Origin of the sequence: Streptomyces sp. NPDC014891, from assembly GCF_043081085.1 — a bacterium.
In the GTDB taxonomy this organism is placed as follows: Bacteria; Actinomycetota; Actinomycetes; order Streptomycetales; family Streptomycetaceae; genus Streptomyces.
On sequence record NZ_JBIBWF010000010.1, the window covers coordinates 213,656 to 226,595 of the forward strand.

General features: G+C 73.1%; 13 protein-coding genes. 6 read left to right on the top strand and 7 right to left on the bottom strand.

The window, feature by feature from the left end:
* Window positions 1-57: 57 nt before the first annotated feature.
* Window positions 58-603, bottom strand: a complete 546-nt coding sequence (locus ACF09E_RS27535; RefSeq protein ID WP_392207895.1) for a TetR/AcrR family transcriptional regulator — start codon at window positions 601-603, stop codon at window positions 58-60.
* Window positions 604-704: 101 nt separating this feature from the next.
* On the bottom strand, window positions 705-2,459 hold the full coding sequence (locus tag ACF09E_RS27540; RefSeq protein WP_392207897.1) for an acetyl/propionyl/methylcrotonyl-CoA carboxylase subunit alpha: 1,755 nt from the start codon (window positions 2,457-2,459) through the stop codon (window positions 705-707).
* Between the two features lie 373 nt (window positions 2,460-2,832).
* Between ACF09E_RS27540 and ACF09E_RS27545 the strand changes: the two genes are divergently transcribed.
* Window positions 2,833-3,270: a hypothetical protein gene (locus ACF09E_RS27545; protein ID WP_392207899.1), complete on the top strand. Its 438-nt coding sequence runs from the start codon at window positions 2,833-2,835 to the stop codon at window positions 3,268-3,270.
* Window positions 3,271-3,355: 85 nt separating this feature from the next.
* On the opposite strand, the gene ACF09E_RS27550 is transcribed toward ACF09E_RS27545, so the two are convergent.
* The 3 genes from ACF09E_RS27550 to ACF09E_RS27560 form a co-directional block, all read right to left on the bottom strand.
* Window positions 3,356-3,961, bottom strand: coding sequence for a Maf family protein (locus tag ACF09E_RS27550; protein ID WP_392207901.1), 606 nt, complete (start codon window positions 3,959-3,961; stop codon window positions 3,356-3,358).
* 25 nt (window positions 3,962-3,986) lie between these two features.
* Entirely contained in the window at window positions 3,987-4,115 is a 129-nt protein-coding gene (gene mmpB, locus ACF09E_RS27555; protein ID WP_261993113.1) for a morphogenic membrane protein MmpB, read from the bottom strand.
* Window positions 4,116-4,186: 71 nt separating this feature from the next.
* Complete coding sequence (locus ACF09E_RS27560; protein ID WP_392207903.1) at window positions 4,187-4,888, bottom strand: TetR/AcrR family transcriptional regulator; 702 nt, start codon at window positions 4,886-4,888, stop codon at window positions 4,187-4,189.
* A 38-nt stretch (window positions 4,889-4,926) separates the two neighbouring features.
* On the opposite strand from ACF09E_RS27560, the gene ACF09E_RS27565 reads away from it, so the two are divergent.
* Window positions 4,927-6,345 (top strand): MFS transporter, encoded by a 1,419-nt coding sequence (locus ACF09E_RS27565; RefSeq protein ID WP_392207905.1) that lies wholly within the window; start codon window positions 4,927-4,929, stop codon window positions 6,343-6,345.
* Between the two features lie 99 nt (window positions 6,346-6,444).
* On the opposite strand, the gene ACF09E_RS27570 is transcribed toward ACF09E_RS27565, so the two are convergent.
* Together ACF09E_RS27570 and ACF09E_RS27575 are read right to left on the bottom strand one after the other, a co-directional pair.
* Complete coding sequence (locus ACF09E_RS27570; protein WP_055603833.1) at window positions 6,445-6,657, bottom strand: acyl-CoA carboxylase epsilon subunit; 213 nt, start codon at window positions 6,655-6,657, stop codon at window positions 6,445-6,447.
* A 33-nt stretch (window positions 6,658-6,690) separates the two neighbouring features.
* Window positions 6,691-8,283 (bottom strand): acyl-CoA carboxylase subunit beta, encoded by a 1,593-nt coding sequence (locus ACF09E_RS27575; RefSeq protein ID WP_392207907.1) that lies wholly within the window; start codon window positions 8,281-8,283, stop codon window positions 6,691-6,693.
* A 134-nt stretch (window positions 8,284-8,417) separates the two neighbouring features.
* On the opposite strand from ACF09E_RS27575, the gene ACF09E_RS27580 reads away from it, so the two are divergent.
* The 4 genes from ACF09E_RS27580 to ACF09E_RS27595 all read left to right on the top strand — a co-directional run bounded on the left by ACF09E_RS27580 (window position 8,418) and on the right by ACF09E_RS27595 (window position 12,766).
* Window positions 8,418-9,269, top strand: a complete 852-nt coding sequence (locus tag ACF09E_RS27580; RefSeq protein WP_392207909.1) for a biotin--[acetyl-CoA-carboxylase] ligase — start codon at window positions 8,418-8,420, stop codon at window positions 9,267-9,269.
* Between the two features lie 260 nt (window positions 9,270-9,529).
* Window positions 9,530-10,672 carry an adenylate/guanylate cyclase domain-containing protein gene (locus ACF09E_RS27585; RefSeq protein ID WP_361846335.1) on the top strand — a complete coding sequence of 381 codons (1,143 nt, stop codon included), beginning with the start codon at window positions 9,530-9,532 and terminating at the stop codon, window positions 10,670-10,672.
* Window positions 10,673-10,732: 60 nt separating this feature from the next.
* Window positions 10,733-11,527: an enoyl-CoA hydratase-related protein gene (locus tag ACF09E_RS27590; RefSeq protein ID WP_341622662.1), complete on the top strand. Its 795-nt coding sequence runs from the start codon at window positions 10,733-10,735 to the stop codon at window positions 11,525-11,527.
* Window positions 11,528-11,608: 81 nt separating this feature from the next.
* Window positions 11,609-12,766 carry a diguanylate cyclase domain-containing protein gene (locus tag ACF09E_RS27595; protein ID WP_392207911.1) on the top strand — a complete coding sequence of 386 codons (1,158 nt, stop codon included), beginning with the start codon at window positions 11,609-11,611 and terminating at the stop codon, window positions 12,764-12,766.
* Window positions 12,767-12,940: the final 174 nt, after the last annotated feature.

Here is a 12,940-nt window from a genome sequence, read left to right on the forward strand (position 1 = left end):
TCCCCAGGGGTCTCGCGCGCCGTCGCCGAGCCTCGCCGCCGACCCGGCGGGCTCGTCTCAGTCCTTGATGCCCCGAAGCGTCAGCGCGAGCAGGCGGTCCGCCAACTCCGCGTCCTCCGGGCACTGTTCCGCCGCCAGCGCGATCGCGTTGGTCAGCTGCATCAGGTCGCCGATCGACACGTCGGCGCGCACCTGACCCGCCTCCCTGGCGCGTCCGAGCAGTCGCTCGCCCGCCGCGCGCAACGGCTCGCTGCACTGGGCGAGCGCCGAACTCCGGTCGTACGAGGCGGACATCAGCGCGTGCGCGAGCCCGCGGTACTCGCCCGCGTGGGCGACCAGCGCCCGCAGCCAGTCCACGAGCGCCCGGCACGGCTCCTCGGCCTCGGCGAGCTCGGCCGAGCGGTGCAGCAGCTCCGCCAAGGCCTCCTGGAAGACCGCGCTGAGCAGTTCGGCCCGGGTGGGGAAGTGGCGGTAGAGGGTGCCGATGCCCACGCCCGCGCGGCGCGCGATCTCTTCGAGGGGCGCGTCGGCGCCCTGTCCGGCGAAGGTGGCGCGGGCTTCGATGAGCAGCCGTTCGTGGTTGCGTCGTGCGTCGGCTCGCATGGCTGGTGGATCGCCCTCCCCTCGACGAAGGGCCCGCAGGCGGCTGCCTGCGGGCCCTTCGTACCGTACTCGGTGACCGTCGGCCGGTCTCCGGTCCTGCGTCAGTCCTTGATGTCGCAGATCGCCGCGCCGGAGGTGATCGACGCGCCGACCTCGGCGGTCAGGCCCTTGACGGTGCCGGAGCGGTGGGCGTTGAGCGGCTGCTCCATCTTCATGGCCTCCAGGACGACGATCAGGTCGCCCTCCTTGACCTCCTGGCCCTCCTCGACCGCGATCTTCACGATCGTGCCCTGCATCGGGGAGGCGAGGGTGTCGCCGGAGGCGGCCGGGCCGGACTTCTTGGCGGCGCGGCGCTTGGGCTTCGCACCGGCCGCGAGGCCCGTGCGGGCCAGCGTCATGCCGAGCGAGGAGGGCAGTGAGACCTCCAGGCGCTTGCCGCCGACCTCGACCACGATGGTCTCGCGGCCGGACTCGTCCTCGTCGGCGTCGGCGCCGGCGGGGGCGAACGGCTTGATCTCGTTGACGAACTCGGTCTCGATCCACCGGGTGTGCACCCGGAAGGGGTCGGACGTGAACGCCGGGTCGACCACGACGGCCTGGTGGAACGGGATGGCCGTGGCCATGCCCTCCACCTTGAACTCGGAGAGCGCCCGCGCGGCGCGCTGGAGGGCCTGCTCGCGGGTGGCGCCGGTGACGATCAGCTTGGCCAGGAGCGAGTCCCAGGCCGGGCCGATGACGCTGCCGGACTCCACGCCCGCGTCCAGGCGGACGCCGGGGCCGGTCGGCGCGTCGAACAGGGTGACGGTGCCGGGGGCGGGCAGGAAGCCGCGGCCCGGGTCCTCGCCGTTGATGCGGAACTCGAAGGAGTGACCCCTTATGGCCGGGTCGTCGTAGCCCAGCTCCTCGCCGTCGGCGATCCGGAACATCTCGCGGACCAGGTCGATGCCGGAGACCTCCTCGGTGACCGGGTGCTCGACCTGGAGGCGGGTGTTGACCTCAAGGAAGGAGATCGTGCCGTCCATGCCCACGAGGAACTCGACGGTCCCGGCGCCGACGTAGCCGGCCTCCTTCAGGATCGCCTTCGAGGCCGCGTACAGCTCCGCGTTCTGGGCCTCGGTGAGGAAGGGCGCGGGGGCCTCCTCGACGAGCTTCTGGTGGCGGCGCTGGAGCGAGCAGTCACGGGTGGAGACCACGACCACGTTGCCGTGGGAGTCGGCGAGGCACTGCGTCTCCACGTGCCGCGGCTTGTCCAGGTAGCGCTCGACGAAGCACTCGCCCCGGCCGAAGGCGGCGACGGCCTCGCGCACGGCGGAGTCGTAGAGCTCCGGGACCTCCTCCAGCGTGCGCGCCACCTTCAGACCGCGACCGCCGCCGCCGAAGGCGGCCTTGATCGCGATGGGCAGCCCGTTCGCCTCGGCGAAGGCGACGACCTCGTCGGCGCCGGAGACCGGGTCGGGGGTGCCGGCGACGAGCGGGGCGCCGGCGCGCTGCGCGATGTGACGTGCCGCCACCTTGTCGCCCAGGTCGCGGATGGCGTGCGGCGGCGGGCCGATCCAGGTCAGGCCGGCGTCGAGGACGGCCTGCGCGAACTCCGCGTTCTCGGAGAGGAAGCCGTAGCCGGGGTGGACCGCGTCCGCGCCCGAGTCCTTGGCCGCCTGCAACACCTTGGCGATGTCCAGGTAACTGGTCGCCGGGGTGTCACCGCCCAGAGCGAACGCCTCGTCGGCCGCCCGGACATGCAGGGCATCCCGGTCCGGCTCGGCGTACACGGCCACGCTGCCGATACCCGCGTCCCGGCACGCCCGGGCCACACGGACAGCGATTTCGCCACGGTTGGCGATGAGCACCTTGCGCACGATGGCTCCCTCCTTGAAACAAGCTGAGTTTAGGGACTGCCGACACGGCCTTTCGACCCGTCCCCAGTGGTGAGCTTGCCCACACGGAGCGTGACCTCGGGCCTGCTCGGGTCGTGAATTCCCTTGTCGCACCACGGTACGCAGGGTTCCTTTACGGCACAGTAGCTCCGAGGTGTGGCGCAGGTCTCTGTTCGCGCGGCCAGTCGCCATTCGGGTTTCTTTGTCGAGTCCCTACGAATGGCCCAATGATTCTTTGCCCTGGCGTCCGCCGTCGCCGGTCGTGCGCACACTCTTGTCCAGGGGTTTACCGGCCAGTAGCCTTCGCGCAGTCGATCGTACTGTCGGTAACAGTCGTATCCAGGGGGTGGCCGAGGTGGCCCGCAGACCGATAGCTCTCGTGACGGCGGCGGTGCTCTTCCTGGAGGCGCCCGGGATCGTCGCGGTCAACGCCGTGATGGCGCGCTTCGTGAAGATCCAGACGATGTCCCTCGACGGCATGGACCCGGACGCGATGTACGCGGGCACCTGGGCGCTCGGCATCGCCTCCGGGATCGCCCTCGCGCTGTGCGGCCTCGTGGCGCTCGTCGCCGGTCTTCGCGACCGGCGCCCCGGGCGCGTCGGCCGGGGTCTGCTGATCGGGTGCGCGGTCGTGCACGGGATCCTCGGCGCGGTCGCCGTCGGCCTGATCGGCTGGGACGCGTTCGCCTTCATGATGCTCGTGCTCGGGCTGATCGTGCTCACCCTCGTGGCGTACGGCAGGGGGGACGAGAAGGGTGCCGGGCCCCGCGAGGGGGCGCCGGCCCCGGCGTAGTCGCCGCCGTCCGGTTGCGGGAGGCCCGGAGTCCCCGGGGCGCGAGGGCGTCCGCCGGGGAGGCCGGCGTCCGTGCGACGGGCCGTCAGGCCCAGAGGTCGGTGATCTGCACGCCCAGCTTCCCGAGGAGGGTGCGCAGCAGCGGCAGGGACAGGCCGATGACGTTGCCCGGGTCGCCGTCGATGCCGTCGACGAAGGGGGCGGAGCGGCCGTCCAGGGTGAACGCCCCCGCCACGTGCAGCGGTTCGCCGCTGGCCACGTACGCGGCGATCTCGGCGTCGGTGGGCTCGCCGAAGCGGACGATGGTGGAGGCCGTCGCCGACTCGTGGCGCTTGGTGGCCGTGTCGTACACGCAGTGGCCGGTCTGGAGGATGCCGACGCGGCCGCGCATGGCCTTCCAGCGCGCGGTGGCCTCCTCGGCGTCCGCCGGCTTGCCGAGGGCCTGGCCGTCGAGCTCCAGGACCGAGTCGCAGCCGATGACCAGGGCGCCGAAGGCCTCGGGGCGCGCGGCGACATGGGCGGCCTTCATCTCCGCGAGGGTGAGGGCGAGCTCGGCCGGGGTCGGGGCGTGCACCTTCTCCTCGTCGACGCCGCTCACGATCACCTCGGGTGCGAGCCCGGCCTGCCGGAGCAGGCCGAGCCGGGCGGGGGAGGCGGAGGCGAGGACGACGCGGCGCGGATCAGCAGTCATGGGGGCAGCGTAGTCAGTCGCGGGCTCAGCGTGCGCTGACCGCGAACATCGCCACCACCATCGCCAGTGCCAGCAGGACGCCCGCGCGGCGGAGCATCGCCTGCATGTCGCGCATGAACTTCGGCGGCTGGTTCTTCGGGTCGGACCACAGCATGCCTCCGATCCTGAGGGCGGGGCGGGCGGAACGCCTGAGTACGGATACTCAGGCGCCCCGGTGCCGGGGGACTATTCGCGGACGGCCGGGGGGCCGCCGGCCGGCCGGGTCCCGGTGAACACGCCGTCCCGGGCCGCCGCGAGCGCGGCCGTGACGGCCCGCTCCGCCACGTCCGCCGTGATCTCCTCGCGGGTGACCGCGAAGCGGTAGTAGAGCGGCGCGGAGACGGCTCGGAGGAGCTCGGTCGGGTCGGTGTCCGCCGGGACCTCGCCGCGGGCCGCGCCCTTGGCGACGACGGGCGCCCACTCGCCGAGCCGGGTCCGGTAGAAGTCCGCGAGCGCGTGCGCGCAGTCCTCGTCGCAGGCGGCCGCCGCGATGACCGCGTGGAAGACGGCGCCCATCCGCGCGTCGGTGAGGGTGGCGCGGACCAGTTCGGCGTTGGCCCGGAGGTCGCCCGCGAGGCTGCCGGTGTCGGAGGCGGGCAGGGACTGCTCGGCCATGTCGTGCAGGAGGTCGGTGACCAGGCCGACGGGGGAGCCCCAGCGGCGGTAGACGGTGGTCTTGCCGACGCCCGCGGTGGCGGCGATGCGGTCCATGTTCAGGGCGTGGAAGCCGGTGTCGGCGAGTGCGTCCCGGGTGGCGTCGAGGACGGCCCTGCGGACCTTCGCGGTGCGGCCGCCGGGGCGCAGGGTGCCGGGCGAGGCCGGCTGGCTCTCAGTCAAATGGGTCTCCTGTTCCATTAACGCCGTCGACTCTGCTACGGTACGGGACATCTTAACGGAACCAGTCTCCCATTAAGGGGTCGGTACGCATGGTTGCCCTGGATCACCCCCAGCCCGTCGAACAGACCGCGGCGCCCGCCGCCGGGCCCGCCGACGCACGCATGACCGGACGGATGCGGCTCGTCCTCGTCGTCCTCCTCCTCGCCCAGTTCATGCTCGCCGTCGACTTCTCGATCCTGAACGTCGCGCTGCCCGTCATCGGCGAGGGACTCGGCTTCACCCTCGGCGGCCTCCAGTGGATCGCCACCGCCTTCGCCCTCGCGGCGGCCGGATTCACCCTGCTCTTCGGGCGCGTCGCCGACCTCGTCGGACGCCGCCGGCTCTTCCTCGGCGGCATGGCGCTCCTCGGCGTCTCCTCGCTCGTCGGCGGACTCGCCACCGGTCCCGAGATGCTGATGGCCGCCCGCGTCGCCCAGGGCCTCGCCACCGCCGCCGTCACCCCCGCCGGGCTCTCCCTGCTCACCGCCTCCTTCCCCGAGGGCCCGCTGCGGGCCCGCGCGCTCGGACTGAACGGTGCCCTCATGTCCGCCGGCTTCACCACCGGCGCGATCCTCGGCGGCGTCCTCACCGACCTGCTCTCCTGGCGCTGGGCGTTCCTCGTCAACGTCCCGGTGGCCCTCGCCGTCCTCCTCGTCGCCCCCGCCGTCCTCGCCGAGAGCCGCCCGGCCGTCCGCCCCCGCCTCGACGTCCCCGGCGCGATCACCGTCACCGCCGGCCTCCTCGCCCTCGTCTACGGCCTGACCGTCAGCGGCGAGCACGGCTGGACCGACCCCACCGCGCTCACCGCCCTCGCCGTCGGTGCCGCACTCCTGGTCGCCTTCGTCCTCGTCGAGCGCCGGGCCGCCGCCCCCCTCGTGCCGCTCCACGTCCTCACGCGGCGCACCGTCGTCTGGGGCAACCTCGCCGGGCTCGTCGCCTTCGTCACCGAGACCTCGCTGGTCTTCCTGATGACGCTCTACCTCCAGGACGTCCTCGACTTCTCCCCCCTCGCCGCCGGCCTCTCCTTCGGCGTCCTCGGCGCCGGCACCGTCCTCGGCGGCGTCTTCGCCTCCCGCTTCATCGGCCGCTTCGGCGCCCGCACGGCCCTCGTCGCCGGCGGACTCCTCCAGGCGGTCGCCACCCTCTCCCTCTACGGCCTCGGCGAGGGACAGGGCAGCCTCGGGCTGCTGCTCGCCGCGACCTTCGCGGGCGGCGTCGGCAACATGCTCGCGATCGTCGGCTTCATGGTCACCGCCACCTCCGGGATCCCCGACCACGAGCAGGGCACGGCGACCGGCCTCGCGACCATGACCCAGCAGATCGGCATCACCATGGGCACCCCGATCATGAGCGCCGTCGTCGTCACCTCGCCCGTGCTCCTCGACGGCATCGGCCTCGCGGTCCTCGTGAACGCGGCCCTCGTCGCCGCCGGAGCCGTCCTGTCCGGCCTCTTCCTGCGCCGTACGTGACGGGTGGCGGGACGCGCGAAGGGCCGGACTCCCACGGGGGGAGTCCGGCCCTTCGCGCCGTCCGGATCCGGCTGGACCGCCTCTTCCTGAGGAGACGGCCTAGACCGGCCAGTACGACCGCGCCCACGCCCGCGGACCCGGCCGGTGGCGCACCGACCGCGCGATCCGCGACGGGTCCGACCAGCCCTCGGGCACCGCCGGGCCGCCGCTCCCGGCGGACGCCGCCGCCGTCGCCGCGGCCCGCGCCTGAACCACCGCCAGTGCGGCGGCCAGCTCCTCCGGCGTCGGGTTTCCTCGTACGACCTTGATCATGTCGACTCCTTGCAGCGTCACGTCCGGGGAGGCCTAGAGCGGGATGTTGCCGTGCTTCTTAGGAGGCAGGGATTCCCGCTTCGTCCGCAGCTGACGCAGCCCCTTCACGATCTGCGGGCGCGTGTCCGACGGCAGGACCACCCCGTCGATGTACCCGCGCTCGGCCGCGATGTACGGGTTGAGCAGCGCGTCCTCGTACTCCTGCATCAGCCGCGCCCGCTCCGACTCCTGGTCCTCCGCCTCCGCGATCGTCCGGCGGTGCAGGATGTTCACCGCGCCCTGCGCGCCCATGACCGCGATCTGCGCCGTCGGCCACGCCAGGTTCAGGTCGGCGCCCAGGTGCTTGGAGCCCATCACGTCGTACGCGCCGCCGAACGCCTTCCGCGTGATCACCGTGATCAGCGGCACCGTGGCCTCCGCGTACGCGTAGATCAGCTTGGCGCCGCGCCGGATGATGCCGCCGTACTCCTGGTCCACGCCCGGCAGGAAGCCCGGCACGTCCACGAAGGTCAGCACCGGGATGTTGAAGGCGTCGCAGGTGCGCACGAACCGCGCGGCCTTCTCGGACGCGTCGATGTCCAGGCAGCCCGCGAACTGCATCGGCTGGTTGGCGACCACGCCGACCGGGAAGCCCTCCACCCGGCCGAAACCGGTCAGGATGTTCGGCGCGAACAGCGCCTGCGTCTCCAGGAACTCGCCGTCGTCCAGGACGTGCTCGATGACCCGGTGCATGTCGTACGGCTGGTTCGCCGAGTCCGGGATCAGCACGTCCAGCTCGCGGTCCTCGTCCGTCACCTCGGTGTCCGCGACCTCCGGGAAGGCCGGCGCCTCCGAGAGGTTGTTCGACGGGAGGTACGACAGCAGGGACTTCACGTACTCGATGGCGTCCTTCTCGTCCCCCGCCATGTGGTGCGCCACGCCCGACGTCGCGTTGTGCGTGCGCGCGCCGCCCAGCTCCTCGAAGCCCACGTCCTCGCCGGTCACCGTCTTGATGACGTCGGGGCCCGTGATGAACATGTGCGAGGTCTGGTCGACCATGACCGTGAAGTCGGTGATCGCCGGCGAGTAGACCGCGCCGCCCGCGCACGGGCCGACGACCAGCGAGATCTGCGGGATGACACCGGAGGCGTGGGTGTTGCGGCGGAAGATCTCGCCGTACATGCCGAGCGCGCTCACGCCCTCCTGGATGCGGGCGCCGCCGGAGTCGTTGATGCCGACGACGGGGCAGCCCGTCTTCAGCGCGAAGTCCATCACCTTGATGATCTTCTGCCCGTACGTCTCGCCGAGCGCGCCGCCGAAGACCGTGAAGTCCTGCGAGAAGACGGCCACGGGCCGCCCGTCGACCGTGCCGTAACCGGTGACGACACCGTCTCCGTACGGACGGTTCCTCTCCAGGCCGAAGTTGGTCGACCGGTGCCGGGCCAGCTCGTCCAGCTCGACGAAGGACCCCTCGTCGAGGAGCAGCGCGATCCGTTCGCGCGCGGTCAGCTTGCCCTTCGCGTGCTGCTTCTCCACCGCACGCTCCGAGCCGGCGTGAGTGGCCTCGTCGATACGGCGCTTGAGGTCCGCGATCTTGCCCGCGGTCGTGTGAATGTCGATCTCGTACTGCTCTGCCGGCTCGGACATCGGGATGCGGCTCCCTGCCTGGTCACGGGGGGTTCGTTGACTTCGAATGGGCTACTGCTGCCCTACTGAGCCGTAGCGTATCCACGCCGATACGGTTCGGCACTGCGGTCTTTGCCACACCTACTCTGGCTTGCATGACGTCCTCCCAAGGCTCCGGCGGCCCCTGGTCCGACCTCGACCGGCCCCCGCTGAACGCCCCCGCACTGCGCCGCGCCCTCGTCCTCCCCGACGGCCTGTGGACCTCCCTCGACGTGGTCACCGGCACCGGATCCACCAACAGCGACCTCGCCGCCCGGGCCGACGAGCTGCCCGAGGGAGCCGTCCTCGTCGCCGAGGAGCAGACCTCCGGACGCGGCCGCCTGGACCGCACCTGGACCGCGCCCGCACGCTCCGGACTCTTCCTCTCCGTGCTGCTCAAGCCGCAGGTCCCGGTGCACCGCTGGGGCTGGCTCCCGCTGCTCACCGGCGTCGCGGCCGCCACCGGCCTCGCGAAGGCCGCCGGAGTCGACATGTCCCTCAAGTGGCCCAACGACCTGCTGGTTTCCATGGCGGGCGAGGAGCGCAAGGCCGGCGGCATCCTCGCCGAACGCGCGGGCGCCGACGCCGTCGTCGTCGGCCTCGGCATCAACGTCACCCTCCGCGAGGACGAACTGCCCGTCCCCGCCGCCGGCTCCCTCCTCCTCGCCGGAGCCGTCTCCACCGACCGCGACACCCTCCTGCGGGCCGTCCTGCGCTCCCTCGGCGAGTGGTACGGCGACTGGGTCCGGGCCGACGGGGACCCCGACGCCTCCGGCCTCCAGGCGACCTACGCGGCGGGCTGCGCCACCCTCGGCCGGCGCGTCAGGGCGGACCTCCCGGGCGAGCGGATGCTGGAGGGCGAGGCGGTCGCCCTGGACGGCGACGGACGCCTGGTGGTCGCCACGGAGGGCGGCGGCACCGAGGCGGTCGGCGCGGGCGACATCGTCCACCTGCGGGCGGCCGGCTGACCCGCCGGACCCGCCCCGCCGGGGCCCGGCCCCGCACCCCGGCGCACCCGGCCGCGGGGGCCCGCCCGACACGCGCGGCGCCCCCGCGGCCGGCCGCCCCGGGGGCCCGCGTCCAGCGGATCCCCGCACGATCCGCGCCCGCGAAACAGGGGCGAAAGCCGTAAGCGCGTGAGCCAAGCCACACCTGCCGTATCGTGGACCGCGATCCAGGGCGACAGATCGGCAGGGCAAGTGGGCAGGGAACGGGCAGGAGGCGGCCGGTGACCGTCGACGACGAGAACGAGGGCCGAGCGCCCGAGCCCCCCGCGTACCCCACCCCCCATCACGAGGTCGACCACACGGCCGAGCCGAGCGACGATCCGCTCGCCATCCGCCTCGAACAGCTCATCCTCGGTGCGGACCGCCGCTACACCCCCTTCCAGGCCGCCCGCACGGCCGGCGTCTCCATGGAGCTCGCCTCCCGCTTCTGGCGCGCCATGGGCTTCGCCGACATCGGCCAGGCCAAGGCGCTCACCGAGGCCGACGTGCTGGCCCTGCGGCGCCTCGCCGGCCTCGTCGAGGCCGGGCTGCTCAGCGAGCCGATGGCGGTCCAGGTCGCCCGCTCCACCGGGCAGACCACCGCACGGCTCGCCGAATGGCAGATCGACTCCTTCCTGGAGGGCCTCACCGAGCCGCCCGAGCCCGGCATGACCCGTACCGAGGTCACGTATCCGCTGGTCGAGCTGCTCCTGCCCGAGCTGGAGGAGTTCCTCATCTACGTGTGGCGGCGCCAGCTCGCCGCCGCGACCGGTCGGGTCCTCGTGCAGGCCGCCGACGACGAGGAGATGGTCGACCGGCGGCTCGCCGTCGGCTTCGCCGACCTCGTCGGCTTCACCCGGCTGACCCGCCGCCTGGAGGAGGAGGAGCTCGGCGAACTCGTCGAGGCCTTCGAGACCACCTGCGCCGACCTGGTCGCCGCGCACGGCGGCCGGCTGATCAAGACCCTCGGCGACGAGGTGCTGTACGCGGCCGACGACGCCGGCACCGCCGCCGAGATCGCCCTGCGCCTCATCGAGACGCTCGGCCACGACGAGACGATGCCCGCCCTCCGCGTCGGCATCGCCTTCGGCACCGTGACGACCCGGATGGGCGACGTCTTCGGCACCACCGTGAACCTGGCGAGCCGCCTCACCTCGATAGCGCCGAAGGACGCCGTCCTCGTCGACGGCGCGCTCGCCGAGGAACTGTCCAGGACCGGGGAGGCACCCGTCTCGGAGACGGAGGCCGCCGAGGAGGCCGCCCTCGCGGAGAAGGAGGGCCGCAAGGCCGCCACCTACCGCTTCGCCCTCCAGCCGATGTGGCAGCGGCCCGTCCGTGGCCTGGGCGTCGTCGAACCCTGGCTCCTGACCCGCCGCCCCACCTAGGATCTCCGGTGAACGTCTGTTAACAGCCGTTAACAGACCTTGACCGGGAGGGTGTGTGGCATGTCCGAGCAGCGCTTTGGCGAGTTCGTGGTGGTCAGGAAGGACGGGGACGGACACGTCGCCGAGCTGGTCCTCGACCGGCCCAAGGCGATGAACGCCGTCTCCTCGGAGATGGCCCGCTCCCTCGGCGCCGCCTGCGCGGCGCTCGCCGCCGACGCCTCCGTCCGCGTCACCGTGCTGACCTCGTCGAACGACCGGGCCTTCTGCGTCGGCGCCGACCTCAAGGAGCGCAACTCCTTCACCGACGCCGAGCTGGTCCGCCAGCGGCCGACCGCGCGCGCCGCCTACACCGGCGTCCTGGAGCTGCCCATGCCGACCGTCGCCGCCGTGCACGGCTTCGCCCTCGGCGGCGGCTTCGAGCTGGCGCTCGCCTGCGACGTGATCGTGGCCGACGCGACCGCCGTGGTCGGCCTCCCGGAGGTCTCCGTGGGCGTCATCCCGGGCGGCGGCGGCACGCAGCTGCTCCCGCGCCGGGTGGGTGCGGCGCGCGCGGCCGAGCTGGTCTTCACGGCCCGCCGGGTGGAGGCCGCGGAGGCCCGTGAGCTGGGCCTGGTCGACCTCCTGGAGGAGGACGCGCGGACGGCGGCCCTGGAGCTGGCCGGCCGGATCGCGGCGAACTCGCCGGTCGGGCTGCGGGCCGCGAAGAAGGCCATGCGGCTGGGGCAGGGCCTGGACCTGCGGGCGGGCCTTGAGGTCGAGGACGCGGCATGGCGTTCGGTGGCGTTCTCCGGGGACCGCGCGGAGGGCGTCGCGGCCTTCAACGAGAAGCGGAAGCCGAACTGGCCCGGGGAGTGATTTCCTACGGTTCCGTACCGATTGTCACGCACGGTGATCCCTCGGAGGGGAAAACGCCCCAAACCTCCCTAAGCTGGAGGAATGGGTGAGGACGGACGGCTGCGGGCCGTAGTGGCGCTGGCGCAGGGGATGGCGGCGGCGCACACTCCACGCGAGTTCTGGCGGGCGGCGGCGCTCGGGTCCTGCGAGGGGCTCGACGGGACCTTCGCCGCCCTCTCCGTCTGGCAGCGGGACCACGGACGCCTCAAGGTCCTGGTGAACGCCGGGGAGCGGGCCCCGGGCGAGGAGGAGTTCCCGGACTCGGAGACGTATCCGGTGCACCAGTACCCCGAGATCACCGAGTTCCTGCACGAGCAGTGGGCGGGCGGCGGCGCCCCGTCCGCCTGGGTGGAGACCGCCGACGACCCGGTGCGGACCGGGCGGGTGGCGGGGCTGCGCCGACGCGGACGGGGAAGCTGCGTCGTGGCCCCGATCGTGCTGCACGGGCGCGCGTGGGGGGAGCTGTACGTGGCCCGGCTGCCGCAGGAGAAACCTTTCACCGGCGCGGACGCCGACTTCGCCACGGTGCTGGCGGCGGTGGTGGCGGCGGGCATCGCCCAGGCGGAACGCCTGGAGGAGGTCCGCAAGCTGGCCTTCACCGACCCGCTCACCGGACTCGCCAACCGGCGGGCGGTCGACACCCGCCTGGACGAGGCGATCGAGCGCTACCGGGTGGACGGGTCGGTCGTCAGCCTGATGGTCTGCGACCTGAACGGCCTCAAGCGGGTCAACGACACGCACGGCCATGCGGTCGGCGACCGGCTGCTCGAACGCTTCGGCTCCGTCCTGTCGCGCTGCGGGGCGATGCTGCCCGGCGCGCTCGCGGCCCGGCTGGGCGGGGACGAGTTCTGCCTGCTGACGGTCGGCCCGACGGCGGACGAGGTGGTGGCGGTGGCCGAGGAGCTCTGCGTACGGGCGGCCGAGCTGGAGCTGGGGGAGGGCGTGGCCTGCGGGGTGGCGTCCACGGGCGACCCGATCGGCCCGCTGAGGTCGGCCCGCCGGCTGTTCCGCCTCGCGGACGCGGCCCAGTACCAGGCCAAGGCGGCACGCTCGGCGAAGCCTGTGGTGGCGGGCCGGGACGGCACGGTCATCCGCCTCGCGGACGCCCCGCCGGGAGCGCGGGACCGCAGGCGCTTCAGGGACGCACCGCCGGTGGGACTGCCGGGGGAGGGGGCGGAATCGGGGGAGTCGGGCTCTTGAGGCTCTGGGGGTGGGCGTCCTGGTCTGGTGCGGGTGCGGCCGCCCTCGTTCCGAGTGTGGCGGCCGCCGCCGCCGCGTCAAGGGCGCTCCTTCGTCGCGTCGCTGCGCGATGGGCTGCGCCCACCCTTGACCCGGCGGCGGAGGCCGCCTTTTCACACTCGGAGGGCGGCCGGG